The 26,995-nt window shown below is 49.4% G+C and carries 28 protein-coding genes; 7 read left to right on the plus strand and 21 right to left on the minus strand.

From position 1 onward, the window contains the following. The first annotated feature begins 254 nt into the window (after nt 1-254). On the plus strand, nt 255-1,457 hold the full coding sequence (locus tag EDI28_RS23635; protein ID WP_128786343.1) for a DUF2066 domain-containing protein: 1,203 nt from the start codon (nt 255-257) through the stop codon (nt 1,455-1,457). 124 nt (nt 1,458-1,581) lie between these two features. On the opposite strand, the gene EDI28_RS23640 is transcribed toward EDI28_RS23635, so the two are convergent. The 4 genes from EDI28_RS23640 to bepA form a co-directional block, all read right to left on the minus strand. Next, nucleotides 1,582-2,010 (minus strand): DUF2069 domain-containing protein, encoded by a 429-nt coding sequence (locus EDI28_RS23640; RefSeq protein ID WP_128786344.1) that lies wholly within the window; start codon nt 2,008-2,010, stop codon nt 1,582-1,584. A gap of 15 nt (nt 2,011-2,025) precedes the next feature. After that, nucleotides 2,026-2,610 carry an NAD(P)H:quinone oxidoreductase gene (gene wrbA / locus EDI28_RS23645; RefSeq protein WP_128786345.1) on the minus strand — a complete coding sequence of 195 codons (585 nt, stop codon included), beginning with the start codon at nt 2,608-2,610 and terminating at the stop codon, nt 2,026-2,028. Then, nucleotides 2,610-2,960 carry an arsenate reductase (glutaredoxin) gene (gene arsC / locus EDI28_RS23650; protein WP_128786346.1) on the minus strand — a complete coding sequence of 117 codons (351 nt, stop codon included), beginning with the start codon at nt 2,958-2,960 and terminating at the stop codon, nt 2,610-2,612. Before arsC ends, wrbA begins: the two co-directional genes overlap by 1 nt. Before the next feature lie 135 nt (nt 2,961-3,095). Beyond that, complete coding sequence (gene bepA / locus EDI28_RS23655) at nt 3,096-4,550, minus strand: beta-barrel assembly-enhancing protease (RefSeq protein WP_128786347.1); 1,455 nt, start codon at nt 4,548-4,550, stop codon at nt 3,096-3,098. 199 nt (nt 4,551-4,749) lie between these two features. On the opposite strand from bepA, the gene EDI28_RS23660 reads away from it, so the two are divergent. Both EDI28_RS23660 and EDI28_RS23665 read left to right on the plus strand, forming a co-directional pair. Beyond that, nucleotides 4,750-4,977, plus strand: a complete 228-nt coding sequence (locus EDI28_RS23660; protein ID WP_128786380.1) for a sulfurtransferase TusA family protein — start codon at nt 4,750-4,752, stop codon at nt 4,975-4,977. Between the two features lie 7 nt (nt 4,978-4,984). Further along, nucleotides 4,985-6,058: an AI-2E family transporter gene (locus tag EDI28_RS23665; RefSeq protein ID WP_128786348.1), complete on the plus strand. Its 1,074-nt coding sequence runs from the start codon at nt 4,985-4,987 to the stop codon at nt 6,056-6,058. 90 nt (nt 6,059-6,148) lie between these two features. Here EDI28_RS23665 and EDI28_RS23670 read toward each other — a convergent pair whose 3' ends face one another. From EDI28_RS23670 to EDI28_RS23680, 3 genes are read right to left on the minus strand one after another with little or no spacing between them, the layout of a single operon-like run. Further along, the gene (locus EDI28_RS23670) at nt 6,149-6,394 is read right to left on the minus strand and encodes a hypothetical protein (protein ID WP_128786349.1); all 246 of its coding nucleotides are present in this window, start codon (nt 6,392-6,394) and stop codon (nt 6,149-6,151) included. Next, on the minus strand, nt 6,394-8,949 hold the full coding sequence (gene feoB, locus EDI28_RS23675) for a ferrous iron transport protein B (RefSeq protein WP_128786350.1): 2,556 nt from the start codon (nt 8,947-8,949) through the stop codon (nt 6,394-6,396). Before feoB ends, EDI28_RS23670 begins: the two co-directional genes overlap by 1 nt. Before the next feature lie 22 nt (nt 8,950-8,971). Further along, nucleotides 8,972-9,214, minus strand: a complete 243-nt coding sequence (locus EDI28_RS23680) for a FeoA family protein (RefSeq protein WP_128786351.1) — start codon at nt 9,212-9,214, stop codon at nt 8,972-8,974. Between the two features lie 255 nt (nt 9,215-9,469). Here EDI28_RS23680 and EDI28_RS23685 point away from each other — a divergent pair, with 255 nt between their 5' ends. Both EDI28_RS23685 and EDI28_RS23690 read left to right on the plus strand, forming a co-directional pair. Beyond that, entirely contained in the window at nt 9,470-9,784 is a 315-nt protein-coding gene (locus tag EDI28_RS23685; protein ID WP_128786352.1) for a hypothetical protein, read from the plus strand. Between the two features lie 46 nt (nt 9,785-9,830). Next, a complete protein-coding gene (locus EDI28_RS23690; RefSeq protein ID WP_128786353.1) occupies nt 9,831-10,619 on the plus strand; it encodes a DUF4198 domain-containing protein in 789 nt (262 codons plus the stop codon). Nucleotides 10,620-10,701: 82 nt separating this feature from the next. Here the strand turns inward: EDI28_RS23690 and bcp are convergent, their stop codons facing one another. Both bcp and EDI28_RS23700 read right to left on the minus strand, forming a co-directional pair. Next, nucleotides 10,702-11,172: a thioredoxin-dependent thiol peroxidase gene (gene bcp / locus EDI28_RS23695; protein ID WP_128786354.1), complete on the minus strand. Its 471-nt coding sequence runs from the start codon at nt 11,170-11,172 to the stop codon at nt 10,702-10,704. A gap of 10 nt (nt 11,173-11,182) precedes the next feature. Next, complete coding sequence (locus EDI28_RS23700) at nt 11,183-11,722, minus strand: ACT domain-containing protein (protein WP_128786355.1); 540 nt, start codon at nt 11,720-11,722, stop codon at nt 11,183-11,185. A 259-nt stretch (nt 11,723-11,981) separates the two neighbouring features. Between EDI28_RS23700 and dapA the strand changes: the two genes are divergently transcribed. Together dapA and bamC are read left to right on the plus strand one after the other, a co-directional pair. Next, entirely contained in the window at nt 11,982-12,863 is an 882-nt protein-coding gene (gene dapA / locus EDI28_RS23705; protein WP_128786356.1) for a 4-hydroxy-tetrahydrodipicolinate synthase, read from the plus strand. 30 nt (nt 12,864-12,893) lie between these two features. Continuing rightward, on the plus strand, nt 12,894-13,922 hold the full coding sequence (gene bamC / locus EDI28_RS23710) for an outer membrane protein assembly factor BamC (RefSeq protein ID WP_128786357.1): 1,029 nt from the start codon (nt 12,894-12,896) through the stop codon (nt 13,920-13,922). Between the two features lie 115 nt (nt 13,923-14,037). Here the strand turns inward: bamC and lipA are convergent, their stop codons facing one another. The 12 genes from lipA to leuS all read right to left on the minus strand — a co-directional run bounded on the left by lipA (nt 14,038) and on the right by leuS (nt 26,818). Continuing rightward, nucleotides 14,038-15,006, minus strand: a complete 969-nt coding sequence (gene lipA, locus EDI28_RS23715) for a lipoyl synthase (RefSeq protein WP_128786358.1) — start codon at nt 15,004-15,006, stop codon at nt 14,038-14,040. Then, the gene (lipB, locus tag EDI28_RS23720; protein WP_428431272.1) at nt 14,990-15,664 is read right to left on the minus strand and encodes a lipoyl(octanoyl) transferase LipB; all 675 of its coding nucleotides are present in this window, start codon (nt 15,662-15,664) and stop codon (nt 14,990-14,992) included. The genes lipA and lipB overlap by 17 nt, the downstream gene beginning before the upstream one ends. Nucleotides 15,665-15,769: 105 nt before the next feature. Beyond that, the gene (ybeD, locus tag EDI28_RS23725; RefSeq protein ID WP_128786360.1) at nt 15,770-16,045 is read right to left on the minus strand and encodes a DUF493 family protein YbeD; all 276 of its coding nucleotides are present in this window, start codon (nt 16,043-16,045) and stop codon (nt 15,770-15,772) included. A gap of 162 nt (nt 16,046-16,207) precedes the next feature. Continuing rightward, nucleotides 16,208-17,383, minus strand: a complete 1,176-nt coding sequence (locus EDI28_RS23730; RefSeq protein ID WP_128786361.1) for a serine hydrolase — start codon at nt 17,381-17,383, stop codon at nt 16,208-16,210. A 162-nt stretch (nt 17,384-17,545) separates the two neighbouring features. Beyond that, the gene (locus EDI28_RS23735) at nt 17,546-18,349 is read right to left on the minus strand and encodes a septal ring lytic transglycosylase RlpA family protein (RefSeq protein WP_128786362.1); all 804 of its coding nucleotides are present in this window, start codon (nt 18,347-18,349) and stop codon (nt 17,546-17,548) included. Then, complete coding sequence (gene rodA, locus EDI28_RS23740; protein WP_128786363.1) at nt 18,350-19,471, minus strand: rod shape-determining protein RodA; 1,122 nt, start codon at nt 19,469-19,471, stop codon at nt 18,350-18,352. Continuing rightward, complete coding sequence (mrdA, locus tag EDI28_RS23745; RefSeq protein WP_128786364.1) at nt 19,468-21,423, minus strand: penicillin-binding protein 2; 1,956 nt, start codon at nt 21,421-21,423, stop codon at nt 19,468-19,470. Before mrdA ends, rodA begins: the two co-directional genes overlap by 4 nt. Before the next feature lie 6 nt (nt 21,424-21,429). Further along, nucleotides 21,430-21,900 carry a 23S rRNA (pseudouridine(1915)-N(3))-methyltransferase RlmH gene (gene rlmH, locus EDI28_RS23750; protein ID WP_128786365.1) on the minus strand — a complete coding sequence of 157 codons (471 nt, stop codon included), beginning with the start codon at nt 21,898-21,900 and terminating at the stop codon, nt 21,430-21,432. A gap of 6 nt (nt 21,901-21,906) precedes the next feature. Continuing rightward, complete coding sequence (gene rsfS / locus EDI28_RS23755) at nt 21,907-22,224, minus strand: ribosome silencing factor (protein ID WP_128786366.1); 318 nt, start codon at nt 22,222-22,224, stop codon at nt 21,907-21,909. A 192-nt stretch (nt 22,225-22,416) separates the two neighbouring features. Beyond that, nucleotides 22,417-23,442: a DNA polymerase III subunit delta gene (gene holA / locus EDI28_RS23760; RefSeq protein WP_128786367.1), complete on the minus strand. Its 1,026-nt coding sequence runs from the start codon at nt 23,440-23,442 to the stop codon at nt 22,417-22,419. Then, complete coding sequence (locus EDI28_RS23765; protein ID WP_128786368.1) at nt 23,439-24,101, minus strand: LPS-assembly lipoprotein LptE; 663 nt, start codon at nt 24,099-24,101, stop codon at nt 23,439-23,441. Before EDI28_RS23765 ends, holA begins: the two co-directional genes overlap by 4 nt. 140 nt (nt 24,102-24,241) lie before the next feature. Then, nucleotides 24,242-26,818 (minus strand): leucine--tRNA ligase, encoded by a 2,577-nt coding sequence (gene leuS, locus EDI28_RS23770; RefSeq protein WP_128786369.1) that lies wholly within the window; start codon nt 26,816-26,818, stop codon nt 24,242-24,244. Nucleotides 26,819-26,995: the final 177 nt, after the last annotated feature.

The following is a 26,995-nucleotide window of genomic DNA, read 5'->3' on the forward strand; positions in this document are numbered from 1 at the left end:
TGTCTGTTTTTGTGATCTCTCTCTGTAATTTTTGTAACGCTTGCATTTGGTGGTGGGTATAGGCTGAACTATTTGTGCATACATTCTATTGATAGATTGGCCGTTATAAACGAGTAGGGCTTAATGGGAGGTGCGGAAGCGATAGTCAATTGAAAAAATATCAGATAGTCTGGGGTTTTGTGGCAGTTGCAGTTGCCGATACTGGCTCGTTCATCTTATGATCGGGGAACAAATAAGTGATTAATGAGTTTTCTATGTTGCGTTTTGCTCTACTAATGTTTGCTTTCTTGGCATTGCCGCTTAAAGCTGCAACTGTAACCAACTTGTATCAGGCACAGGCTGTGTTACCAGACACAGATAAACAGTCTGAACAAAAAGCCCGTGTGGAAGCGCTGGAGCAGGTACTGATTAAAGTGTCAGGCCAGAGTGCAATTACTCAAAATGAAGTCATTCGTAAGGCTCTGGCAAACAGCAGTCCGTATGTTAGCCAGTTTGGCTACGGCAGTGAGAGTGGACAGCAGACGCTGGAGCTTACCTTCGACCAATCCCGGATCCGTAACCTGCTGACTCAGGCCAACGCAACATTATGGAGTGAACAACGCCCGAGTGTGCTGGTCTGGATGGTGAACGATGCCAACCGTAATCGTGACATTATCTGGGATCAGTCAGGCAATAGTTTCGAACCACAGCTAAAAAAAGCGGCAGAGTCCCGCGGGGTTCCTGTTTTGATGCCGATCGGGGATTTCGAAGATGTCACGGCAATTAATATTCCTGACATATGGGGCGGTTTCGTGCAGCCGATTGCTGGTGCGAGTGTTCGTTATCAGCCTGATGCCGTACTGGTTGTTCGAGTTCGTCAACTGGCCGATGAGAATGTGCAGGTGGGCTGGCAGTTATTTGCTGATGAGCCTGAGTACCTAGTTTCTTCCCAAACAGCCCCAGCAGAAGGCCGAGCATCAGGAGCCTCGGCTGAGGCGCTTACAGACATGATGAACCAGGTGGCAGATCTCCTTGCTGGCAAATATGCTGTGCAGTTAGGAGGAGCCAGCGAGGGGGAATTTTCGATTCAGGTTGCCAATATTCAGTCGACAGAAGATTTTTTTGCTCTTGAGCGTTTGCTGACCAATCTGACTTCAGTTGCTTCGGTTAATGCCAGCAAGCTAAAAGGAGATAGGGTGCTTTTTGATGTGAACCTACTGAGCTCTGAAACGGCATTTAAACGAGAACTAGGCCAGGATCGCCGTTTGGCATTGCAACCGGCCGATAACGGCTATACGGTTCTTGCTGATACTGATGGTGAGATAGCAGAGACAACTGAGCCGCAAGATAGCCGTGTTGATGAGCTACAGTATAATGCCGAGCCGGAAGCCGGCGCTCAGCAATCACAGGCTGTTGATGTGACAGCAACAATGACTCCGGCACTCAGCCAGGTTAATCAGTATTACTGGCAGCCTTAAACCCTAACCAATTGTACTGGTTAGTGTCATAAATTGATGAAATGCGGTGGTCTTCCCACCGCATTTTTTTGTTTGTATCAGCTGAGTATCCAGATGGCTAACTTCCCAGAAAATCAGATAGAACCTATTTGTTATCTTCGTGTGTTTCTTTTTCTTCCTTTTCAACCTGTGACAGCTTCTTCAGCTTGATACCCAGCTCTCTGCCTCTGTGACGGGCAAAGAGAATATTGGCAACAAATGCACAGGATGCTAGTCCCAGCTCGACTAAGGCCAGCAGGCGTTCGCCGCCATCGACCCAGAGGATAGTCAGTGCATGGAGGAAATAGAACATCAGGATAAAATTGGCCCATGCATGGGTATAGGGGCGGCCCTCCAGGATCCCTTTGAGCGGAAGGAGCATCGGTAAGATCCACATACCGGCAACGACGAGGTTATTCAGGTGGGGGTGAGGAGAAAGCGTACTTTGCCACAAGCCAACCCACAGGATCAAAGACAGGTTGGCAATTAAGGCGGAGTAGCGCAAATTCTGAGTCGACTTGCTCATTGCTTTCATACGGTTGTCCTTAACTTACTCGTGTAGTTTTTTTGCCGTCTCGGCAAGGCGTTTACCGAGCGCCTGGGCAAGGGCTGACTCATCGTTGTCCAAGACTTTTTGTTGGTCATGACTGAGATGCGAGGCGCCATAAGGGGTACCTCCCGAACGGGTGGTATGAAGCAGTGGCTCGGAATAAGGCAGACCAACGATAAGCATGCCGTGGTGCAGCAAGGGCAACATCATTGACTGTAGGGTCGTTTCCTGGCCACCGTGCATGGACGACGAGGAGGTAAATACACAACCCGGCTTGCCTATTAGGGTGCCGGAAAGCCAATCGGCGCTAGTACTGTCGATAAAGTGTTTTAGCGGCGCGGCCATATTGCCAAACCGCACAGGACTTCCCATTGCCAGCCCCGCACAGGTTTTCAGGTCATCGAGGGTTACACAAGGATCACCTTTGTCCGGTGATCCTGTGAGTGTTCCCTGGCTGTCAATTTCTGCCACCGTCTTCAGTACGGCTTCGCAACCTTCAACCTGCTCGATCCCGCGAGCAATATGCCTTGCCAGCTGTTGGGTACTACCGTGACGGCTGTAGTAGAGCACCAGGATTTTGTACATTACAAAATATCCAGTACTTGCTCTGGTGGACGGCCCATCGCGGCTTTGTCGCCTTTTACGACAATCGGGCGTTCGATCAGCTTCGGATTGGCGGCCATCGCCTCAAAAAGCTGTTGTTCGGTTACGTTTTCTTCGCCCAGAGCCAGCTCTTTGTATATGACTTCTTTGGTGCGCATCATTTCACGGGCTGAGTTAAAGCCTAGCTGGCTCAGCAAGGTCTTAAGCTGGTCGACACTCGGTGTTTGCTCGAGGTATTTGACTACGTCTGGGTTTATTCCCTTTTCTTCAAGCAGTGTAAGGGTTTGGCGGCTCTTTGAGCAGCGAGGGTTGTGATAGATAGTAACTGACATGGTTTCTCCCAATGAATATTTTCCCATTTGCTTTTCGCCTGAGTGAGCTGCCAGGTTAGCAGAATGGGGAATAAATGTTGCAGTCCTATTGTAGAGGAACTGCAACCTGGAAGAAAAGCGAAGATCGTAACAGGATCAGAGATTTGAGACGCGAGCGCGTGCAAGACGCAGTTGGTCTATCCGGGCGTCATAGCGAGCTTGATCCAGTGAGTCCACCTCGACCAACTGACTGGCCTGAATACAATGTTGAATAGCTTTGTCCCATTGGCCACGGAGAGCCATTAGCTCGGCACGTGATGCCAGTTCCGCATCTCGTCGGCCACTGTCTGCATAGGCCTGAGCCAATAAGTGCCAGCCATTGGTATCATCGGTATTGTCATAGGTATAACGTGTCAGGATTGAAATGCTTTCGGCATTACGGCCTGCCTCTTGGAGCGCATGGGCGAGATTGAGGCGCAGTACCTTATGATTTGGGTTATCTTTTAAGGCTGTTTCGAGGCGCGCTATTGCCTGATCATAGTTTTTCTCGTACAGATCAAGATCAGTGGCAGAATCGATATAGAATCGGTTGTTCGGCTCCGCCGCCAACAGAGGATCCAGCAGTTCATGCGCCTGTTTGTATTTACCTGAATCAATATAGACCAGGGACTTGCCGTAGTTGAGTGCTTTTTTTTGTAAATCGTTGGCTTTCTTCAGCTGGCGGTTAAACCAGTCTAACGCAGCATCGCTGTCGATACCTGCATAGCGAGCCACAATCCGTGCCCGTGCAAGCTGGTAGCGTTCCGAGGTATTGAGCCGTTTGACTGGGTACTGGCTGGCTCGGCTGCGGGTATCTGAAATGCGTGACTCAGGTAGCGGGTGAGTCAGGAGCATTGCCGGTGGTGTGCTGGCGTAGCGGTACTGATCGGCGAGGCGACCAAAGAAACGAGGCATGGCCTGGACGTTAAAGCCTGATTTCGCCAAGGTGGTAATACCGATGCGATCGGCTTCTTTTTCGTTGCTGCGGGTATAGTTGATCTGGCCTTGTGCCGAAGCTGCAGTTGTCGCATGAATTGCGGCTATCCCGGCTTCTGGTGAGGCAATGGCCAGCATCAGGGAACCGATCAGTGCTGCCATGGTTGCCGGAGATTTCTTGGCCTGATCTTCCATGCTTCGTGCGAGGTGACGTTGGGTGATATGGGCAATTTCGTGGGCGACTACTGAAGCCAGCTCACTTTCTGTCTTCGCGTGCAGAAACAGTCCGCTATGGATGGCAACATGGCCACCAAAGAAAGCAAAGGCGTTGATTTCACGGTTCTGGATCATGAAAAAGTTAAACGGCGTTCGCACGTCACTGGCATTGGCTACCAGACGGTGGCCAAGGTCTTGGACGTATTCCGAGAGTAACGGGTCGCTGATCACCGGCATGCTGGCACGCAGCATTCGCATGTAGGCGTCACCGTATTCGATTTCTTTTTCAATTGTCAGCGTGGATGCCGCTGTTGTGCCTATTTCCGGCAGAGCGTTGAAGTTATCAGCTTGGGCCGTAAAGCTCGTGCTTAGCAAGGCGCTGACTAAAAGATAGGTTGGAGCTTTGGCAAATCGAAACATGTTAATAATACAACCGCCTGTCTAAAATAGGTTCCTTTCCTGTCTGGCCGATTTCAAATGCCTATTGAAATAGCTAAATCATTCCTGAACAGGTATAAATTACAGGAAATAAGACAACGAAACCTACAACTGGTTTCTTTTTTGTCGCACCGATGTAATTTACAATACTCTGATGGATAATAACTGTCAGTATACCGGAATGGAAATCCCATCGCTCAATTTGACTTTAGAACGTTGCCCTATGGCACTTTTATTGGCCAAGCGAGCAACCAAAGGGCTGTGTTCCGGTCAGCGTTTGAAAATTCATCTCTCTGACGAAGGTGCCAGACAAGATATCCCCCGTTACCTGTTAAACCATGGGTTTAATATTGAAGAGCAGGCTGATTGTCAGCAAGAGCTCGTAATTATCGTGACCAAAAGGCAGTAAAGATTTTATGCTGGATATGCTAAATCGCTGGTATCAGCGAAGATTTTCAGACCCCCATGCAGTGAGCCTCGTTGCCATTTTATTAGTTGGTTTTCTGACCATTTATTTTTTTGGTAACCTGATTGCACCGCTGCTGGTGGCAATTGTTTTGGCGTATCTGCTGGAATGGCCGGTTATGAGGTTAACCCGGCTAGGGTTACCGCGTTCGTTATCTGTGATGGTGGTTTTGTTGCTCTTTGTCGGATTGATGGTCATGGCCGTCTTTGGCCTAGTTCCGACTATCTGGCATCAGGTCGGAAATCTGATTTCCGATGTGCCTAATATGTTCAATGGTTTGCAGCAATATGTTTCTAGCCTGCCAGAACGTTATCCCGATTTTGTCCAGCCGCATCAGGTCGGCACCTTTATGAACACCCTGCGGGAGAATGTTCTGGGTATGGGTGAAAGTGTGGTCAAGGGTTCCCTTGCATCGCTAGTTAGTCTGGCAACTCTGGCTGTTTATCTAATCCTGGTCCCTTTGCTGGTCTTTTTCCTGCTAAAGGACAAAGAGGAAATGCTAGAAACCATGAGCGGCCTGCTGCCGAAGAACCGCCGTCTGGCCAGCAAGGTTGGCGTTGAGATGAATCAGCAGATCTCAAACTATATCCGTGGCAAGGTTACGGAGATCTTCATAGTGGGTATTGCGAGCTATGTTACCTTTGCGGTGATGGATCTTCGCTATGCCGTGTTGCTGGGTGTATTGGTTGGCTTTTCGGTACTGATCCCCTATATCGGGGCGGCCGCCGTAACGTTGCCTGTCGCGATGGTCGGTTTGTTCCAGTGGGGGATCAGCCCTGATTTCTGGTGGTTGCTGGTGGCCTACGGCATTATTCAGGCGTTAGATGGTAATGTGCTGGTTCCTATCCTGTTTTCTGAAGCCGTAAACTTACATCCGGTTGCAATCATTGTTGCCGTACTGGTCTTTGGTGGCTTGTGGGGGTTCTGGGGCGTATTCTTTGCTATTCCGCTGGCCACGCTGGTCAAGGCGGTTTGGAATGCTTTGCCGTCCAGTAGCTTGGATGATGAACACGTAACAGAGTAATTGTGCGGCTGTGATAAACCATGGCTGAACAGTGACTTAACCGGTAAGATAGAAAAAATGCCAGTCAGTTTAGCTGACTGGCATTTTTGTTTATTCTTTTGTGGTTAACTTGGCCTTCTTCCCGGCGATTGTGCCTATCTGTTGGCATTGCGGCTGCCGGGCTGTTTTGCCGCAGCGGTTGCACCCGTCACAGCGCCCTTTGTTTTTCCATAGCTTTATGTAGAGATAATACAGTGCAATGATGATAACAAGGCTCACGACAGCAATATCTACCCAGCCGGTGGGTGCGTTGAGATCAGGTAGTGCTGCTACCGTTGGCGCTGTATTTGTCGTCATCAGAGTGCTCCATGATTATCATGTGAGATCGGTTGAATTGTTGGATGCTGTTTGCGCCGGAGAGCCGGGTACAGCCCGACGATAAGCAATAGGGTGAGGCCGGTGAAGTAGACGCCGCTCATCATTGCAATGCCGGATATATCCAGGGCCAGGCCAAGGCTATAGGCTGCACTCGCAACGCCCAGCCCCAGGGCCGTAGGAAATACCAGAGCCAGCACCATCCAGCGATATTGCCCGGTCTGGACACGAACCATAATCATGGTTGCCAGGCATGGCGGATACAGGGCAAAGAATAGGATCATCGCAACCGCCGTCAGGGATGTGAGGTTGTTACTTTGATTGCCCATACGTTCTTCAAGGGTGGTATTTTGGTCATCTTCCTGCTGGAACAACACCCCCAGTGTCGCCACACTGCTTTCTCTTGCTGCAAAAGATGAAAGCAGAGCCACGTTAATTTTCCAGTCGAAGCCAGCAAACTGGGTGACAGGTTCCAGCGAGCGACCGATAGAGCCCAGCAAAGAATGGCTTAACCGTTCTTCTTTGATTTCCCTGCGGATTGATTTACGCGCACTGGCCAATTTTCGCAATGCTCGGTTGGCCTTTTTCGCCAGCTTGTCGCCTTTGGGGGCTTTAACAAACGGGAATAATCCAGGGTCTCGTTGCTTAAATGTTTCATTTACCGCTTTGGAAGCGGCAGCTCCCTTGGCGTTGAGCTTGGCGCGCTTGAAGTCATTGTAATAATTCATCAGCGAGACCAGTTGCTCACCCTGGGCAAGCTCAAGGTAAGGGTTATCATTCATCGCCTTGTTAAAGCGATTAATCGCCTGTTCGGAACGCTGCTGATAGAACGCTGTTCGTTCATCAGGCAGGCCGGGGTATTGCAGCAGGGTGAAAATTATCACGGAAACAGCAACAACAATGGTGCCGACCTTCTTGATATAGATCCAAGTACGTTCGACAGAGCGGGTCAGAACTGCTCTGATCGTGGGCAAGTTATAGCGTGGAAGCTCTATGACAAACGGGGCACTCTCTTCGCCACGCAGTACTGTAACAGAGAGCAGTTTTGCGACAAGCAAGGCGGCAATGATGGTCATGGTCGAGATATAGAACATCATCAATGCCTTGTCCTGCTCGAAAAAGATCCCTACCAGAAGGGTGTAAAGCGGTACCTTCGCCAAACAGTTCATAAATGGCACTGTCAGGATGGTGGCCATTCTGGCCCGGTGATCAGGTATACCCTTGGTTGCCATAATTCCCGGAACCGCGCAGCCACCGGCGAAAACACCACTTAGGATCATCGGTAAGGTACTCTGACCGTGTAGACCGAACCGATGAAGTACCTTGTCGATCACGAAGGCGATTCGTGCCATATACCCAGAGTCTTCCAGAATCGCTATCAGGGCAAACAGGATCATAAAAATCGGTACATAGTTCAGTAGGGTGTTGGCTGAATCGGCAATCCACAGGCCTAGCGACCGAGTGTAGGGATCAAACAGGAACCCGGCTTCCGGCAATAGTGCGGCGATCCATTCTCGCAGGCTTGCCAGATACGGCCAGGTGTAGTTGGTCAGCTTGTATCCTTGTACGATAGCTAGCTGGTAGATCAGAAATACCGTCAGGATCAGAAATACCGGAGCAAGAAATCGGTTCAGAACCAGCTTGTCAATCTGCTGTGACAGCGTTGGTCCCTGGCGTGGCGTGACGGTAAGTGCAGCGCTGAGCAGCGATTGGACAAAGGCTTCTCTCTGAGCGGCAATGTAGTCATTAATACTGGTTTCGTGTTGTTGCTCGAAAAGGGCACGCTGCTCCTTGGCCATGTTGCTCAGCGATGTCAGCTCAGCCTCTGGCAGTAGTTCCGCGAGTTTGCCAGTGATCTGGGTATCATTTTCCAGCAATTTGAGCTGTAGCCAGTGGTACGGCAGCTCGGTGATTTTTGTCATTAGCGGGAATAAAGCTGCATCCAGCTTAGCCATCGCTCCTGCCAGTGCCGGATAGTACGGTAGATGCTGATGCCGGACGGAACTCCTATGGGTATCGGCGGCTGCCACCACCTTGCCCACCGTATGGGCCTGAATAATGTCGTAAAGCACCTCGCGTCCTTCTCCTTTTCTTCCTATCGTCGTGACGACGGGGATTGACAGGCGTTGGCTCAGGCAGTCGGTATCAATTTTAAGTCCTTGCTTATCGGCAACATCCATCATGTTCAGGGTCAGCACGGTCGGGCATTCCATTTCCAGTAGCTGTACCGTTAAATGCAGTGAACGCTTCAAGTTGGCGGCATCCACCACATTGATGACCAGATCAGGGTTTTCAACGCAGAGAAAATCCCGGGCAACCCGTTCTTCGAGGGAAAATGACGACAAGCTGTAGGTGCCAGGCAGGTCAACCGCCTGATAGGACTGATTTTGGTAGCTAAAGTAGCCGTATTTTTTGTCGACGGTGACACCGGGGTAGTTCGCAATGTGCTGTCTGGCCCCGGTGAGCAGATTAAAAAGTGTCGATTTACCTGCATTTTGTTGACCGGAAAGGGCAATCAGCGGCGTTTTGTTTGTCATTGTTATGTTCCTTTCTCCGGTATTAACGTATTTCAGCGAGAGTAATTTGGGTTACTTCGATACCCGCTGCCTCTGCGCGGCGCAACGAGACATGCGAGTTATCAATTCTGATTTCAATCGGATCACCCAATGGGGCACTTCTGACCATCGTAATAACGGCTTTCGGCATAATGCCTAAATCCATCAGGCGTTGTCTGACCATCCCGGTTGCGTGATGACGGTGAACAACAACGGTTTGATTCGGTAGGGTATCGTTCAGTGTCATAAGTACCACTCGTAAATTGATAAAAAGGAATATTTATAGGTGTTTTGATGTAAATATTATTTATATAAATCAATAACTTTCAAGCTTGTTGAGAATAGTTATCGTTGTTTTTGATTTAGCTCAACAAAGCTGTAAATACGAGGGATTCTTATTTTTATTGCTGTTATCTTGCTGTTGACATTCACTTGGTTGCTCACTTGCGAGGTATTAATAGATCGCAATAGGCATCGGCAACAATAAAGATCAGGTCATTACATGAATAAAAAACAATTTTCGTTCGCGCTCATGTTATCCATGATGCCGCTGGCCAGTATGGCGCATACCCCATTGTGTTCCTGCTATGACAATGGTGATGGCACAGTGTTGTGCGAGGGGGGCTTTTCTGATGGGTCTTCCGCTGCTGGTGTAGGGCTTGCGGTCGTCGATGCAAATGGTAACAAATTGCTAGATGGCAAGATGAGCGAGGACAGTGAGTTTGAATTTAATAAGCCAGAAGGCGACTATACGGTACAGTTTAATGCAGGACCGGGCCATCTGGTTGAAATTTCAAGCGAAGATATTACCGAATAATACGCAGTTATGGGGCTTGGCCTCTAAGTAGAAAGGATTTAAATTAATGAAAAAGACACTTCTTACCTCTCTGGGTGTTGCAGCTTTGGCGGTTTCTGGTGCGGCAAATGCCCACTTTCAGCTGGTGTATACACCGGATGTAATTGTAGAAAAACCGACGAACATGAATATGAAATTAGTATTCGGTCACCCTATGGAAAATGGTCATGTCATGGACATGGACAAGCCGGAGCAGTTTTTCGTTCAATTTAAAGATAAGCGTATTGATTTGATGAACAAGCTGAAGCCGGTTAGCTGGGCAGGTCCGGAAAATACAGCTAAAGCCTATCAGGCGGATTATCGAGTGAAGCGTAATGGCGACTATGTTTTTGCTGTTGTTCCGGCACCTTACTATGAAAAAGGTGAAGACATTTATATCCAGCAGATCACCAAGTCGTACGTGAACAAAGGCGGTCTGCCAACAGGCTGGGAGCAGCCACTGGAGCTGGCTACCGAGATTGTCCCGCTGAACAAGCCTTATCAGGTCTTTGCTGGTGGTACATTTACCGGGCAGCTACTGAGCGAAGGCAAGCCTGCGCCAGGTGTTGAATGCGAGATTGAATTCATCAACACTGATATCGACATGAAAGGCAATGCGTTCGGTAAAGAGAATTACCGTGAAGCACCGGAAACTGCGATTGTTGCGATCACTGATCAGGATGGCGAATTTACATTTGGTATCCCGAAAGCAGGTGTCTGGGGCTTTGCATGTTTGGGCGCCGGTCCTGTGACAGAGCATGAGGGCAAAGAACTTTCTCAAGATGCGGTTATCTGGGTGAATGCTCAGGAGCTGTAATCACTCCCGACAGGATTATATTAATCTGTTGCTAGACTATAGCTCCCCAGGATAGCCCTGAGGGAGCTTGTTTGGCATCAGGCTACGAATTGTCGTTAAGGTAGCTTAGAACGACTTCGTGATGATCTTTGGTCTTGAACTTGTTGAAAACATGCTCAATGACACCGTCTTCATTGATCAGAAAGCTGATGCGGTGCAGGCCGTCATAGGTCTTGCCCATGAATTTCTTCTCGCCCCAGACGCCGAACTGATCAGCAACAGCATGGTCTTCGTCAGACAGCAGGGTGAAGTTCAGGTTATCGCGCTCAATAAATTTCGGTAGGCGTTTTACCGCATCAATGCTGATGCCCAGCACAATGATATTCAATGCATCCAGCTCCGCCTTGCTGTCGCGCAAACCACAAGCCTGAACAGTGCAGCCCGGTGTCATTGCTTTCGGGTAAAAGTAAGCTAATACTTTTTTCCCTTTGAAATCAGCCAGACTGACAGGTTGATCATCTTGGTTGAGCAGTGTGAAGGCTGGCGCAGGCGTACCGGCGGTCAAAGTCTTCATATGGTTATCCTTATTGATTGTGGCCGATGAAAGTCACGTTGCCAGAGACTAGCAAGTCTTGGCAGAGCGCTTCATATTCTTCTTGTAAAGTCATTAAGTTACAGCCTTCAGGTAGGTTTGTGCTGATCTGTAACTGAAATCGGTTCGGGCTATTTCCCTCGTTCGCTTCATGGGTGTGAGCGCTCAGCGAGGCAATATCGATTTTTCGAGTGGCAAAGAAATTGGTGAACTGTTCAATGAGCCCCGGAGAGTCGTCGGCTTCGATATGGAAGTCAGCCGTATAGGGGAAAAAGCGGTACTCATGTCTGGCGGTACGTTTCATTACCGTCAACAGGTCATGTTCTTGGGCTTTTAGGGGTAATATTGATTCCACCCGGGAAATAGCATTGGCATTGCCGGCAAGTAGCATGATGAGGGTAAATTCACTGCCGAAAATGGCAAGCCGGCTATCGACGATATTACAGCCGCAATGAGTGATCAGTCGGGTGACTTCATCTGAGATGCCCGGGCGATCCGTACCAATAGCCGTGATTACTAGGTAATGTTCCATATTTATACACATCATATTTTGATTATCATATGCATGGTAGCACAGTCGCTGTAAATCAAGCTATTGGTGGGCAAAGGGCATCCGTCTCAAAATGATTACAGCGCTATTCCCTAGGGTGATATTCTGCAAAAAGTGGAAAGCAGCATACTTTTGTATTAACTATCTTATGGGTTTTACTTCACTGATTTACATACTCCTGTCTTGAGTTTACTGTAACTGAAAAGTACCATGAGAACTTATATATCAAGGGGAGATGGACATGTTTTCAGGAAGCATGGTAGCGCTAGTTACACCATTAGATGAAACCGGCGAAGTCGATTACGCAAGCCTGGCTTCTTTGGTGGAATACCACATTGCAGCAGGGACTGATGCAATTGTGGCTGTAGGAACCACGGGTGAGTCAGCAACATTAACTGTTGATGAGCATGTGAAGGTGGTTCTGAAAACGTTAGAATTTGCGAATGGTCGGATTCCGATCATCGCTGGAACCGGTGCAAATGCAACCCATGAAGCCATCACCTTCAGTAAACTCTTTTCGGGCACCGGTGTTGCAGGATGCCTGAGTGTCACGCCATATTACAATAAGCCGACTCAGGAAGGCTTATATCAGCACTATAAGGCAATTGCTGAAGCCACTGAGCTGCCTCAGATCCTTTATAATGTACCGGGCCGTACCGCTGTCGATATGTTGCCGGAGACGGTAGCCCGCCTTGCGAAGTTGGAAAACATCGTCGGGATCAAAGATGCGACCGGTGATTTATCACGAGTACAAAAAACTCGGGAACTTTGTGGCGAAGACTTCATCCAACTAAGCGGTGATGATGCCAGCGGGTTGGATTTTGTGGCCGCTGGTGGTCACGGAGTGATTTCGGTCACGGCGAACGTGGCTGCGGAAGATATGGCAACCATGTTCAAGTTGGCACTTTCTGGTCAGATTGATGCCGCAAGAGAGATTAACGATCGCTTGATGCCTCTGCACAAGAAATTGTTTGTTGAATCTAACCCAATTCCGGTTAAATGGGCTGCTCATCAACTTGGTTTGATTAAGCACGGGCAGTTACGTTTACCTCTCACAGAGCTGAGTGAATCAGCGCGATCTGCTGTAGCTGGGGCGCTTAAAGACGCCAATGTGCTGCTGTAATTTGCTAGAGCGTAGGAGCGCAGAAGCTTAATGAATTATAAATACAGGCTGGTGGTAACTGCTGTAATGGTTGCCACATTGGCGGGATGTTCTGGCGGGGCGGAACGTCGTCGCCAGGCAAATCAAGATTTTACCTATCTTGAAACGAAGCCTCTGGAGTCGTGGAGTTTACCAAGCGGGGCACAAAATTCTCAGGTGAACGATTATGCAGTTCCGGCTCAGAACTATCCGGGAGAGCTCGGTCCAGCGGTTGATATCCGTCCGCCTCAGCAGGTATTGGCGTTGATCCCTGGTGCTCGTACCGTCAAAGATTCTGATGGCGTGACACTGATGTTGGCGAAGCCGGAAGAGCTGACGAAGGTATGGACGCTGACCCAACGTTTGATTGCCGAACAGAATATCCAGTTACGCAACCAGTCTGCCAGTGTGATGGAAACCGACTGGGTTAACTGGATGAATGAGGACGAGGAAAATGCGATAGGTAGTCGTTACCGAATTGAAAAGTCCTCTGATTCAAGCAGTAATAGTTATCGGATAACCCTGATTGACTGGCGTGAAGGCAGTGTCGAAAAGCCGGTTTCTGCGATTAACAAAGAGCGCTACAGCATTCTGATGACCAACCTGATCACGGCACGTTATGATCAACAGGAGCGTGACTTGGCGAGATTGCGAGCACAGGAGCTGGTTAAGCAGATCCCTATCTCGATGGGACAGGATCGCAGTGGCTTGCCGGTGATTATTGCCCGCGCACCTTATAACGTGTTCTGGGAGCGCCTTCCGGACGTACTGGGCCAGCTTGGCTTTACCGTTGAAGGGCGTAACCGCTCTCAGGGTGTCGTAGAAGTGAAGTTCCGTTCGCCGGATGATGAGTTCTGGACCGAGCTCGGTACCAAGCCGATCCAGTTGGATGATCGCACGTACAACCTGCAGTTGGGTGATCTGGGTAACCGGACATCAGTGACTGTAACAGATACCGATGGTAAACCTGTTACCGAGGAAGCGCTGAAGAGCCTGGCTCCGGTATTTGCTGCAGCGATTGATCGCGCCAATAATAGCTAATTTGATTGGTTCAAAACGACAAAAACCGCTTCGGCAATGCCGCAGCGGTTTTTTTAGTCATAATATCGAGGCGCGACGAATAAGTTACAAGAATCCCGTATCTCGCTACTACTCGTTATTTCACTTCTTCGCCTTGTGCCTGCATATCTGCATGGTATGAAGAGCGAACAAATGGGCCGCAGGCTGCGTGGGTAAAGCCCAGCTCCAATGCGATTTCTTTCAGCTCGTCAAACTCTGCCGGTGGTACATAACGCTCAACAGGCAGGTGATGGCGACTAGGAGCCAAGTACTGTCCAAGTGTCAGCATGGTAACGCCATGAGCTCGTAGATCTTTCAGTACCTCGACAATCTCTTCCTTGGTTTCACCAAGACCCATCATCAGACCCGACTTGGTCGGAACTTCAGGGTGCATTTCCTTGAATTTTTTCAGCAGATCTAGCGACCACTGGTAGTTTGCTCCCGGACGTGCCTTACGGTACAGGCGGGGTGCCGTTTCAAGGTTGTGGTTGAAGACATCTGGCGGGCTGTCACGCAGAATGTCCAGAGCACGATCCATCCGCCCTCGGAAGTCCGGGACCAGTGTTTCAATCTTGATTTCCGGGCTCTTGGCTCGTATTTCGCGAGTACAGTCAGCAAAGTGCTGGGCACCACCGTCGCGCAGATCGTCACGGTCTACTGAGGTGACAACAACATAGCGTAGCTTCATATCAGCGATAGTCTGTGCTAGCTGAGTTGGTTCTTCTGCATTTGGCGTTAGCGGACGGCCGTGGGCTACGTCGCAGAATGGGCAACGACGGGTACAGATTGCACCCAGAATCATGAAGGTTGCAGTACCGTGGTTAAAACATTCCGCCAGGTTTGGACAAGATGCCTCTTCACATACAGAGTGAAGGTTGTTCTTGCGCATGGCTGACTTGATGTCCTGGATACGCTGGCTGTCAGAGGGAAGCTTGATTTTCATCCACTCAGGCTTACGCAGCATTTCTTTCGGTGCTTCTTCTGTCACGCTACGGACAGGGATCAGCGCCATTTTATCGGCATCACGGTATTTGACACCTTGTTCGATCTTAATTGGTTTGCTCATATGAATTGCTTTCCGTTTTCCACTCTACGCTCTGGTAATCGAGCAGTTTGACTAGCTCTTCTATTAGTACAGGCTGAACTTCTGCCAGTTCAGATGGGCCATTCATTGATGCTAGCTGGGTCATTTCCATCCCCTGATAGCCGCATGGGTTGATGCGTAAAAATGGCGCCAGGTCCATGTTGATATTGAGTGCCAGACCATGAAAAGAGCAACCACGCCTGATACGTAGGCCCAGTGAGCATATCTTCTTGTCGTCGACATACACACCTGGCGCATCCGGGCGGGCATTGGACTCAACCCCAAAACGGGAAAGAGTGTTTATTACCGTATTCTCGATGTGAGTGACCAAGTCACGTACACCGAGTTTAATACGTCGCAGATCAATCAGAATATAAGCGATTTGCTGGCCCGGACCATGATAGGTTACCTGGCCGCCACGATCGCTTTGTACCACAGGTATGTCGCCTGTATTGAGCAAGTGCTCGGCTTTACCTGCCTGGCCCTGGGTGAATACGGGGTTGTGTTCAACCAGCCAAACTTCGTCCGTGGTTTCTGAACCGCGTTGATCTGTGAATTCGTGCATGGCCTGCCAAGTTGCTTCGTAGTCTCGACGGCCAAGGTTCCGAATAATAATATTTTTTTGCAATTTAACACCCATATTGTCGCCAGGCTACACCTGGGTAAATGACACCGCATATGGGTGCATTATAAAACTTGGCGGACAGTTATACAGCCTCCAAATTGTAGGGACTTTCTGGTGCGATTAAAGGACCACGCGGACAATATCAATCTCGCCCAGCTCTTTATACAGCGTTTCGACTTGCTCGATCGATGTTGCGGTGATCGAAACAGAAACAGCACTGTAAGTACCCTTGCCACTTGGTTTTACTGTCGGGGTATAATCACCTGGGGCGTGGCGCTGAATAACTTCAACAACCAGATCCGGTAGCTCAGGTTTGTTGTAACCCATCACCTTGTAGGCAAACTTACAAGGAAATTCGAGTAGGTCTTTTAGTTTTGGTTGTTCTTGCTGCTGCATTCTGAACTCCAGGGTTTAGCATTCGGCATTACGGTGTTTTAGCAGAGCATATTAATGGCTCAACCGCTATAAAACAAGCATCTGACTGTGGTGGTGATGGGGGGCAGATACAAAAAGAGGCAACATTAGTTGCCTCTTTCTATTGGTTTTCAGTAAGCTGGATTAGCTCACCCAGCCTTTAAACAGCAACATAATATAATCAATTAAGCGACTGAACAGACCACCTTCGTTAACATCATTCAATGCCAGAAGCGGGTACTCGGCAATGTCTTCCTCACCCACACGGTAGTAAAGCTTACCCACTATATCGCCTTTGGCAATCGGGGCTTTTAGCTCTTTCTCCAATACAAAGCTGGCTTTCAAATCCTTGGTTTGGCCGCGAGGCAGGGTGACGAAGGTATCTTCGCTGACACCCAGTGAGACTTCATCCGCATCACCCATCCAGACCTTTTCGGTCACGAAAGTTTCGTTGGCTTTGTGCGGTGACACGGTTTCAAAGAAACGGAAACCATAGTTTAGCAGCTTCTTGCTTTCGGCTTTACGGGCATTCGGGCTCTTGGTGCCCATCACCACCGAGATGAGGCGCATTTTTCCTTCGGTTGCCGTACTGACCAGGCTGTAACCGGCATTGTTGGTATGGCCGGTTTTCAGACCGTCAACGTTTAGGCTTTTATCCCACAGAAGGCTGTTGCGGTTGTACTGAGTGATGCCGTTGTAAGTAAACGACTTTTCTTTATAGATCGCAAATTCATCCGGAACGTCACGGATCAGGCCCTGCGCCAGGAGCGCCATGTCATAGGGGGTTGTCAGCAGTTTCGGGTTATCAAGACCATGAACATTGGCAAAGTTGGTGGAGTCCATACCTAGGGTCTTGGCCCAGGCATTCATTAAATCGACAAAAGACTCTTCCGAACCGGCGACATGCTCAGCCATTGCGACACAGGCATCGTTACCCGACTGGATAACAATACCGCGATTGAGGTCGGCGACTTTGACTTCGCTACCGACTTCAATAAACATCTTTGATGAGCCTGGGAAGTTCTTGGCCCACGCATTCTTACTGATCACCACCGTGTCATCCATCGAGATGTTGCCTCGACTGACTTCCTGACCGATGACGTAGCTGGTCATCATTTTGGTCAGGCTCGCCGGCGGGATCTGAACATATTCTTTGTTTCCGGCAAGAATTTTACCTGAGTGGTAGTCCATCAGGACGTAGCCCTTAGCAGCAATCTGAGGGGCTTCAGGTACTACAGCTGGTGCAGCTGCGATAGAAGCTGACGCTAGCATAGTCGCTGATACAGCTACAGAACGAATAAGTGCAGCAGATTTCTTCATGATAGTTGTAACTTAATTTGTCGATTGCAAAAAAACTTTACACACTATATCAGATTGAAAACTTAGAACCAGTTTTGCCGCCCCCGAAGGCGGCAAGTTTATAATTCTTACTATTCTCTGACATAAATATGTGCAAGCCCGTTATTGATAGAGTCCAGATTGTTACTTTTGTTCCAGCTCACGTTGTGAGGTAATAATGAATGCTTGCGGGTAGAGGTTGGCTTTCGCTTTGTCTCGCTGGAAAATTGCCTCGTCGCGGTCCAGGTAAGGACCGAGGCGAAGGCGGTATACTTCTGCCGATTCGGCTTTTTCCAAGTCGACTTGGGTGGAAAAGTCTTGCTCTAGCTGCATAGCCATTTTTTTTGCTTTGATTTCATCGGTGACGGCTGCCAATTGCACGAAATAGAAATGCGGGTTGGCGCTTTGCCACTCATCGGAAGATTCTGGCTTGGGCACTTGGATCAGTTCAATTTTGACCGGGGCCGTTCCGTGTTTGACCACATCCAGTTTTGCCGCCGCCGCCATGCTTAAATCAATGATTCGACCTTCGTGAAATGGGCCGCGGTCGTTGACCCGAACAATCGCCGTTTTGCCATTATCGGTATTGGTGACCTTGACATAGCTTGGCAGAGGAAGGGTCTTGTGGGCTGCCGTCATCGAGTACATGTCATAAATCTCGCCGTTCGAGGTTTTGTGACCGTGAAATTTTTTTCCGTACCAGGAGGCATAGCCTTCTTCGGTAAAGACAGTGTTGGCATCCACTATTTTATAGTCCTGGCCACGTAGCGTGTAGTCTTTGTTGCCGGCTAAGCTTCTGGACTCATAGCGAGGTTGGGCATTTTCAATATGGTCCAGTGTCGGCGACGATTCAGGGGCGACATCATCGGCAATATCGTAGCGCTCACTGCTCGTTGTCGAGCTACAGCCTGCCAGAAAGAGTAATAGTAAAATAGGATATGCGCGCATTTAGGTCGCCTTAGACAACATTTTTCTATGGGTGTGAATAGACATCAGGATCCCGAAGCCAGCCATCAGGGTTACCATGGAGGTCCCGCCATAGCTGACCAGAGGAAGGGGAACCCCTACCACCGGTAATAGGCCGCTAACCATGCCGATGTTAACAAAGATATAGACGAAAAAGCTCAGTACGATACTGCCGGCCATCATACGGCCAAATGCCGTCTGTGCCCGGCTGGCAAGCATGAGTCCTCGACCAATAATAAATAGGTAGATCGCGAGCAGGCAAATCACGCCGATCAGCCCCCATTCCTCGGCAATCACCGCAAAGATAAAGTCGGTGTGGCGTTCGGGCAAAAACTCTAACTGGGACTGGGTGCCTTGCATCCATCCCTTGCCGGCCATACCTCCCGAGCCGATTGCTATTTTTGATTGAATAATGTGGTAACCCGCCCCGAGCGGATCCGATTCCGGATTGAACAAGGTCAGTACTCGGGTACGCTGGTAGTCGCGCATCAGGAACAGCCATAACACCGGGATAAATGCTCCGAGCAGTACGCCAGCCGCACCGATGATCCGCCAGCTGATACCGGACAGGAACAGGACGAATACACCTGATGCAGCAATCAGGATAGAGGTACCGAGATCAGGCTGCTTGGCAATCAGAATTGTCGGGACAAAGATCATAACCAGCGCAATGACGATGTTACGAAAGCTAGGGGGCAGGGGCTGGTTGCCGATAAAGCGTGCGACCATCAGTGGTACCGCCAGCTTGATCAGTTCCGATGGCTGGAAGCGGACGAAACCTAAGTTCAGCCAGCGCTGTGCCCCTTTTGACGCCTCGCCAAAAAACAAGACGCCAAGCAACAGTAGCAGTCCGACACCGAACAGATAGGGGGCCCACGTTTCGTAGTGGCGCGGAGCTATTTGGGCGAGGATAAACATCACGCCAAGCGATAGGCACATACGAACAGCCTGGCGCTCCATCATCGGCAGGCTTTGGCCGCTGGCACTGTACATAACCAGCAGAGCAAAAGCCATCAGCGTCAGTATGCCCAGTAGAAGCGGCATATCGAGATGCAGGCGATCACTGAGGGTTCGTTTCTTTCCTGTCGCGGCCATCACACTCATTGACTTACCTCGGCTAACTTGGCACCAGTTACCGTTTGTGATTGGTCTGGTAGCTTGGGTTTGAGCAGTATATGGTCGAAGATTTTACGAGCGACAGGGCCACCATTGGATGAGCCGCCGCCTGCATTTTCAAGTACCATCGAGACCACAATTTCTGGCTTTTCATAGGGTGCAAAAGCTGTAAATAAGGCATGATCGCGCAGGTGCTCTTCGAGTTCTTCCGCGTTATATTTTTGGTCTTCAGCCAGACCGAAGACCTGTGCTGAACCTGACTTGCCGCCGGCTTTGTATTCGGCACCATAAAACGCACGGCGAGCCGTACCGCGGGTCCCGAACAGCACCCGGTACATGCCGTTTTTGGCGATGTCCCAATATTTTTGATCGACGTTGGTGATGGGTGGGTATTCATCAAACTTAGCCGGAACGGTAGCATCATTATCAATGATGTCTTTAAGTAGGTGTGGCGCACGAACAATACCGTTATTAACCAATACTGTAGTTGCTTTGGCGATTTGCAACGGTGTCGCTGTCCAGTAGCCCTGGCCTATCCCGACCGGAATGGTATCACCCTGATACCATGGCTGACGGAATCGCGCCTGTTTCCACTCTCGGGTCGGCATATTGGCTTTGCTTTCCTCATGGATATCGATGCCAGTGTAGTCACCGTAGCCAAAACGGCTCATCCAGTCAGAGATACGGTCGATACCCAGATCATAGGCAACCTGGTAGAAGAAGGTATCGACGGATTCTTCAATCGCCTTGCTGATATTGACCTTGCCATGCCCCCAGCGCTTCCAGTCACGGAATGGACGGCTATTGGAATTCGGGATCTTCCAGTAGCCAGGATCGTTACGGATGGTACGCGTTGTGATCACGCCTTCGCTCAATGCTGCAACGGCCATCATTGGCTTTATTGTTGAGGCCGGCGGGTAAATTCCCAGTGTTACGCGGTTAACAAGTGGGCGGTTTTTGTCGTTCAGGAGTTCGCGGTATTTCTTACTTGAAATTCCGTGAACAAAGAGATTCGGGTCGTAGCTTGGACTCGATATCATGGCTAGTATCGAAGAGTCTCGCGGATCAAGTACGACGACTGAGCCACGTTTGTATTTGATGATTTCCTCACCGGTATCCGGATCCAGCATACGTTCTGTCAGTAGTTCTTTGACATATAACTGCAGCTCAATATCGAGGTTAAGGCGGATATCCTTGCCCGGGATCGGCGGAACATACTTTAGAGTGCGGATGACTCGTCCGCGGCTGTTTACCTCGACTTCCTGGTAGCCGGAGGTGCCGTGAAGCAGATCCTCGTAGTATTTTTCGATCCCTAGCTTACCCATATCACGGGTTGCTTTGTAGTTGCTTACTTTCTCCTCGCGCTCAAGACGCTGGAGATCGCGATCATTGATCTTGGCAACGTAACCCAGCACATGAGTCATAGCATCGCCGTAGGGGTAGTATCGCTTGAGGTAGGCTTTGACCTCTACTCCGGGGAAGTTATGCTGGTTAACGGAAAATAGAGCAACCTGCTGTTCAGACAGCTGGTTCAAAATTGGAACCGATTTGAATCGACGAGTTCGGCGGCGCTCTTTGCGGAATCGCGCGATATTTTCGTCGGTGATTGCCATTAACTCTCTCAGGCGGGTAAAAGTATCTTCAAGATCGTCGACTTTTTCCGTCGTGATCTCCAGTGAGTAGACTGGGCGGTTTTCGGCCAGAAGGATACCGTTACGGTCGTAGATCAGTCCGCGGTTTGGTGATACTGGAACAATTTTTATTCGGTTGTCATTTGAGCGGGTCTGGTAGTCATCATGCTGGCTGACCTGGATGTGGTACAGGTTAGTGAGCAGCAGACCTACCAGCGCAAGGATGCCGATAAATGAGACAAGAGCCCGGCGGAAAAAGAGCGCCGACTCAGCCCGATGGTCGCGGATCTGGGTTCGCTTTTGTCTCATTGGCAATTATTCTCTGTGGTAAGGATGGTTAGCGGTAATGCTCCACGCACGGTAGAGGCTTTCTGCCATCACCACCCGTACCAAAGGGTGGGGAAGTGTCAGGGGAGATAACGACCAGCTTTGATCTGCTGCAGCTTTACATGCTGGAGCCAAGCCTTCCGGCCCGCCGATCAGGATCGAAACATCACGACCGTCCAGCTTCCAGCTTTCCAGCTGCTCGGCAAGTTGCTCGGTATCCCAGCGCTTGCCCGGAATATCCAGGGTCACAATTCGGTTCCCTTTGGCTACGGCTGCCAGCATCGCTTCGCCTTCTTTTTGCAAAATGCGGGCGATATCGGCATTTTTTCCCCGTTTTCCAGCCGGGATCTCTATTAGTTCCAACGGCATATCTTTTGGGAAGCGGCGGCTATACTCTTTATAGCCTTCTTCGACCCATTTGGGCATCTTATTGCCCACGGCAATTAATTGAAGCTTCATTGTCAATTAGCCCCAAAGCTTCTCCAGTTGGTACAGGTTACGTGTGTCTTCCTGCATGATATGTAGCATCACACTACCCATATCTACCACAACCCATTCGCCATCGTCTTCACCGCTGATCCCAAATGGAGGATAATCGATCAGTTTTGACTCTTTGTTGACGTGATCCGCAATCGAGGCTACATGGCGATTAGATGTACCCGTACACACTACCATGAACTCTGTGATGCTCGACTTTCCGCGTACGTCTAGTGTCACAATGTCCTGGGCTTTAATATCGTCAACTTTATCAACAATAAAATCGTGTAGTTCTTGAACCTGCAAAGGAATCCCCTCATTTGAGTGATTGGTGTAATTTAGTCGGCCCCAGATCGATCTGAGTCACAATTTAGCGGCGCAGTATACCATGCACAAGCCCGTTCGATACAAGTTGGCAGTAACTTTACATAAATACCAACTTAAATAATTAACGGTGATTCAGAAGGTGAGCGTCAAGCATCGGTAATTGCGTGAAAACTACTGGACTATGGTGTGTGTCCGTATGCCACACATTTCTGCACACAGGGCAGAGAGAGCCGGCCAGGGTTGAAAATCAAAGTTCGTTTTGATTTCTACCTCAAGTCTTGCCAGTTGCCGCAATAGCTGTACCAGCGTTTTGAGCGGTAAGCGGTGTAGCGCACCGATATATACCTCACGGCGGCTTTGCCAGATGCGAAACTGCTCAAAAATAATGTTAAGTGGGGTCCCCTTGCTACCCATTTCCTGCATCTTATATAGCTGAGTCAGCTCTCGCTGTAGGGTACGCAGCAGAATCACCGCCTCGATTCCTTCGCCTTCCAACTGACGAAGTACCCGCTGGCTGCGTTTGCTCTGTCCGGCAAGAACGGCATCGATAAGCTGGAATGGTGTGTAATGGTTATGGCGGCTCAGCGCCTCCTCGAGACGGATCACTGTTAATGCGCCATCAGGGTAAAGCAAGGTGAGTTTTTGCAGGCTTTGCGCCAGTGCCAGCAAGTTCCCTTCATGCCATTGTGCCAGCATCAAAACAGACTCGTGATCGGGCTGGAGCCCTAGCTGCTGGCATCGTCCCTGGATAAAACGCGGTAGGTGCCGGGCGTCGGGGGTATTGCACGGAATATACAGGCCCAGATCGGCAACCGTCTTGAACCACTTGGCACTTTCCTGCTTTTTATTCAGGCGCGGGCCATGCATCAGCAACAGAATGTCATTGTGCAAGGTGGCAATCACTTCTTGGAGCGCTTTGGCCTGGTTGGCATTGAGACCTGTTTCCGCCACTTCCAATTCGATGATTTGGCGTGAGGAGAAGAGGCTCATTGCCTGTGTGCAGTCGAGTACCTGGTTCCAGTCTAGCTGGTTATCAATAGTAAACGAGTGGCGTTCGTCAAACCCGGCTTGCTGGGCTGTTTGTTTAATTTGATTGCCGCATTCCTGCTTTAGCAGCGGTTCGTTGCCGAACAGAAGATAGGCTTGACGCAGCCCTTTGCTTAGCTGCTGCGTCAGTTGTTCCGGATAAATTCTCATTCTGCTGTGTTGCTCGGGTTTGTCTCGTCGGCAAAGAGGGCGTTGCCTGCCTGTGTGTCTTCCAGCGCTTCTGTCGTTACCGTGGTATTTGCCGACTTATCGCTGTTGTCTTCAAGCATTGCCTCCAGCTCTTCTTCTTCCAGTTTATTGAAAACTGCCGTCAGGCGAGCGAGCTGACGCATGATCTGGCGCGAAGCCTGCTGGCGCATTTCGTCCTCAATCATATCGCGTTCGACCGACTTGGCCAGTGCTGTCAGTGGGTTGTCGAGGAAAGTACGGTTGACCTTCGTACTGTAAGTCTGGCTTCCTTTCTCAGGAACGACAATGTTGTAGCTGACAACGTAAGTAAGCTCGTACTCAGCCGCACGGCTATTTTGGTACAACGATAAGGTACGTTCGCCGAGTGATTCGCTGATCAGGTGCAAGTTCGGTACTGTCTCTGACGGCGGTACGGATTCAACGCCATGCAGCTTGAACTGGGATTCAACCTGCCGCGTTAGCTGACCGTATTGGTCAAAGCTGGTCAGGGATAGTTTGGCGATGTCATCGGGCAACATATAGTTACCGCGGAGGTGGAAACCACAAGAAGCAGTGGCAAGAGCCATGACTGCAACAAAGAGGGTTCGGATTGTGCTTTTTAAGGAAAAGAAAGCTTTCACCGAGTCTGCTCCATGAAAAATTAAGTGGAAACTGACCGGTTAACGTCGTTAAACCGGCAGAGATAGTGGGTGGACCGGTTGGGAGCCGTCCAGTGGCCCCCGATTTACGGGGACCACTGATTAGGCACGAATAAATTGCTTTAGTTCGCGACAATATTCAGCAATTTACCAGGAACGTAGATCACTTTACGAATGGTCTTGTCGTCAGTGAACTTGGTTACGTTCTCATCGTTTAGTGCTATATCTTCAACCTGTTCTTTGGTCGAGTCAGCAGCAACTGTCAGCTTGGCACGTAGCTTACCGTTTACCTGTACGATGATCAGTTTTTCATCTTCAACCAATGCACTTGCATCGGCTTCAGGCCAGACGGCTTGGTCGATGTTGCTTTCACCTAATGCTTCCCACATTTCGTAGCTGATGTGTGGTGTCATTGGGTACAGCATACGAACGATAGCTTTTAGCGCTTCATCAAGCAGTGCACGATCTTGTACTGATTCTTGAGATGCTTTCGCAAGTTTGTTCATCAGTTCCATGATGGCAGCAATTGCGGTATTGAATGTCTGACGACGGCCAATATCATCGCTTACTTTTGCAATGGTCTTGTGAACATCACGACGCAGTGCTTTTTGATCAGAAGATAGCGCAGAGACATCAACAGCTTCTGCAGCACCTTTTGATGCATGCTCGTTAACCAATTTCCATACACGTTTTAGGAAACGGTTAGCACCTTCAACGCCAGACTCCTGCCATTCAAGTGTCATGTCTGCAGGTGATGCAAACATCATGAATAGACGAACGGTATCAGCACCGTATTTGTCTACCATCTCTTGCGGGTCGATACCGTTGTTTTTCGACTTAGACATTTTGATCATGCCTGAGTGTGTTACGTCACGGCCTTGGTTATCCACGGCTTTCTCGATGCGACCTTTGCTGTCACGCTCGATTTCAACATCCGTTGGTGCGATCCACTCTTTGGTGCCTTTGTCGTTGGTGTGGTAGAAAGCATCAGCCAGTACCATACCTTGACATAGCAGTTGCTTGAACGGCTCGTCAGATGTTACGTAACCTGCGTCACGTAGTAGTTTGTGGAAGAAGCGCGAGTACAGTAGGTGCATACAAGCGTGCTCAATACCACCAACGTACTGGTCTACTGGTAGCCAGTAGTTTGCTTTTTCTGGATCTAGGATATCGTCAGCTTGTGGTGAACAGTAACGTGCGTAGTACCAAGATGATTCCATGAAGGTATCGAAGGTATCGGTTTCACGCAGTGCTGGCTCGCCGTTAAAGGTGGTTTTTGCCCACTCTTTATCTGCTTTGATCGGGCTTGTCACGCCATCCATTACCACGTCTTCCGGAAGAATTACGGGTAGTTGATCAGCAGGAACCGGGTGAACTTCCCCATCTTCCGTTGTTACCATCGGGATTGGCGCCCCCCAGTAACGTTGACGAGATACACCCCAGTCGCGTAGACGGAAGTTAACTGTCTTCTTACCTTTACCTTCAGCTTCCAGTTTCGCGGCAATCGCATCGAACGCTGCTTGGAAAGTTAGGCCATCAAATTCGCCAGAATCAAACAGTACACCTTTTTCAGTGTATGCCGCTTCTGATACATCTAGCTCAGAACCGTCTTCTGGTTTGATTACTGGAATGATGTCGATGCCGTACTTAGTCGCAAATTCGTAGTCACGTTGATCGTGAGCAGGAACCGCCATTACCGCACCTGTGCCGTAATCCATTAGTACGAAGTTAGCTACGTAAACAGGAACCACACGGCCGTTAAGAGGGTGGATAGCCGTTAGGCCAGTATCCATACCTTTCTTTTCCATTGTTGCTAGTTCAGCTTCAGCAACTTTGGTGTTACGACATTCATCAACGAAAGCCGCAAGCTCAGGGTTGTTCTTAGATGCCTTTTCTGCAAGAGGGTGACCGGCAGCGATACCAACGTAAGATACGCCCATAAGGGTATCTGGACGCGTTGTGTAGACTTCTAGAGGTGCTTCTTCGCCGTTAACAGCGAAAGACAGTTCAACACCTTCAGAGCGACCAATCCAGTTGCGCTGCATGGTTTTCACCATTTCAGGCCAACCATCAAGGTTATCCAGATCGTCAAGCAGCTCTTGTGCATATTCAGTGATCTTAATGAACCACTGAGGAATTTTCTTTTGTTCTACTGGAGTATCACAACGCCAGCAGCAACCGTCTTCTACTTGCTCGTTAGCCAGTACCGTTTGGTCGTTCGGGCACCAGTTTACAGACGAAGTCTTCTTGTAAACCAAGCCTTTGCTGTAAAGCTTAGTGAAAAACTCTTGTTCCCAACGGTAGTACTCAGGGGTACATGTTGCGAACTCACGGCTCCAGTCGTAACCCAAGCCTAGTGATTTAAGCTGGTTCTTCATGTACTCAATGTTTTCATAAGTCCATGGGGCTGGTGCGGTGTTGTTTTTTACTGCCGCATTTTCTGCTGGCAGGCCAAATGCATCCCAACCAATTGGCTGCATAACATTTTTGCCTTGCAAGCGCTGGTAACGTGAAACGACATCACCGATGGTGTAGTTGCGAACGTGACCCATGTGCAGTCGACCGCTTGGGTACGGGAACATGGAGAGACAGTAGAATTTTTCTTTATTTGGGTCTTCACTTACAACAAAGGTCTTGTTGTTGTCCCAGTGTTCTTGAACTTTCTGTTCAATGTCCTGTGGGCGATATTGTTCTTGCATCGATGACATCCAGGATTTTGTGAGTTGAGTACAAACACATTCAATATAATCGACATAGAATAACTAAAGGCAGAGGTGTCAACAATAGCTGAGACCAATTCGGATAGTAATTGTTAGTTCTGGCCTCTATTGTTGGAGTTAACAACACCAATAGACCGAATCGCGCTACAGAGATAG

Source organism: Photobacterium chitinilyticum, assembly GCF_004104355.1.
Taxonomy (GTDB): Bacteria; Pseudomonadota; Gammaproteobacteria; order Enterobacterales; family Vibrionaceae; genus Photobacterium; species Photobacterium chitinilyticum.

Excerpts from the sequence above, each read along its gene's own strand:
- lipA (WP_128786358.1), bottom strand. The coding sequence starts at position 15,006 with ATGAGCAAACCAATTAAGATCGAACAAGGTGTCAAATACCGTGATGCC.
- leuS (WP_128786369.1), bottom strand. The coding sequence starts at position 26,818 with ATGCAAGAACAATATCGCCCACAGGACATTGAACAGAAAGTTCAAGAA.
- EDI28_RS23665 (WP_128786348.1), top strand. The coding sequence starts at position 4,985 with ATGCTGGATATGCTAAATCGCTGGTATCAGCGAAGATTTTCAGACCCC.
- dapA (WP_128786356.1), top strand. The coding sequence starts at position 11,982 with ATGTTTTCAGGAAGCATGGTAGCGCTAGTTACACCATTAGATGAAACC.
- EDI28_RS23685 (WP_128786352.1), top strand. The coding sequence starts at position 9,470 with ATGAATAAAAAACAATTTTCGTTCGCGCTCATGTTATCCATGATGCCG.
- EDI28_RS23640 (WP_128786344.1), bottom strand. The coding sequence starts at position 2,010 with ATGAAAGCAATGAGCAAGTCGACTCAGAATTTGCGCTACTCCGCCTTA.
- holA (WP_128786367.1), bottom strand. The coding sequence starts at position 23,442 with ATGAGAATTTATCCGGAACAACTGACGCAGCAGCTAAGCAAAGGGCTG.
- EDI28_RS23660 (WP_128786380.1), top strand. The coding sequence starts at position 4,750 with ATGGAAATCCCATCGCTCAATTTGACTTTAGAACGTTGCCCTATGGCA.
- EDI28_RS23690 (WP_128786353.1), top strand. The coding sequence starts at position 9,831 with ATGAAAAAGACACTTCTTACCTCTCTGGGTGTTGCAGCTTTGGCGGTT.
- lipB (WP_428431272.1), bottom strand. The coding sequence starts at position 15,664 with ATGGGTGTTAAATTGCAAAAAAATATTATTATTCGGAACCTTGGCCGT.
- bepA (WP_128786347.1), bottom strand. The coding sequence starts at position 4,550 with ATGTTTCGATTTGCCAAAGCTCCAACCTATCTTTTAGTCAGCGCCTTG.
- ybeD (WP_128786360.1), bottom strand. The coding sequence starts at position 16,045 with ATGCAGCAGCAAGAACAACCAAAACTAAAAGACCTACTCGAATTTCCT.
- bamC (WP_128786357.1), top strand. The coding sequence starts at position 12,894 with ATGAATTATAAATACAGGCTGGTGGTAACTGCTGTAATGGTTGCCACA.
- EDI28_RS23700 (WP_128786355.1), bottom strand. The coding sequence starts at position 11,722 with ATGGAACATTACCTAGTAATCACGGCTATTGGTACGGATCGCCCGGGC.
- rodA (WP_128786363.1), bottom strand. The coding sequence starts at position 19,471 with ATGAGTGTGATGGCCGCGACAGGAAAGAAACGAACCCTCAGTGATCGC.
- EDI28_RS23735 (WP_128786362.1), bottom strand. The coding sequence starts at position 18,349 with ATGCGCGCATATCCTATTTTACTATTACTCTTTCTGGCAGGCTGTAGC.
- mrdA (WP_128786364.1), bottom strand. The coding sequence starts at position 21,423 with ATGAGACAAAAGCGAACCCAGATCCGCGACCATCGGGCTGAGTCGGCG.
- feoB (WP_128786350.1), bottom strand. The coding sequence starts at position 8,949 with ATGACAAACAAAACGCCGCTGATTGCCCTTTCCGGTCAACAAAATGCA.
- EDI28_RS23730 (WP_128786361.1), bottom strand. The coding sequence starts at position 17,383 with ATGAAGAAATCTGCTGCACTTATTCGTTCTGTAGCTGTATCAGCGACT.
- bcp (WP_128786354.1), bottom strand. The coding sequence starts at position 11,172 with ATGAAGACTTTGACCGCCGGTACGCCTGCGCCAGCCTTCACACTGCTC.
- arsC (WP_128786346.1), bottom strand. The coding sequence starts at position 2,960 with ATGTCAGTTACTATCTATCACAACCCTCGCTGCTCAAAGAGCCGCCAA.
- EDI28_RS23635 (WP_128786343.1), top strand. The coding sequence starts at position 255 with ATGTTGCGTTTTGCTCTACTAATGTTTGCTTTCTTGGCATTGCCGCTT.
- wrbA (WP_128786345.1), bottom strand. The coding sequence starts at position 2,610 with ATGTACAAAATCCTGGTGCTCTACTACAGCCGTCACGGTAGTACCCAA.
- EDI28_RS23680 (WP_128786351.1), bottom strand. The coding sequence starts at position 9,214 with ATGACACTGAACGATACCCTACCGAATCAAACCGTTGTTGTTCACCGT.
- EDI28_RS23670 (WP_128786349.1), bottom strand. The coding sequence starts at position 6,394 with ATGACGACAAATACAGCGCCAACGGTAGCAGCACTACCTGATCTCAAC.
- rlmH (WP_128786365.1), bottom strand. The coding sequence starts at position 21,900 with ATGAAGCTTCAATTAATTGCCGTGGGCAATAAGATGCCCAAATGGGTC.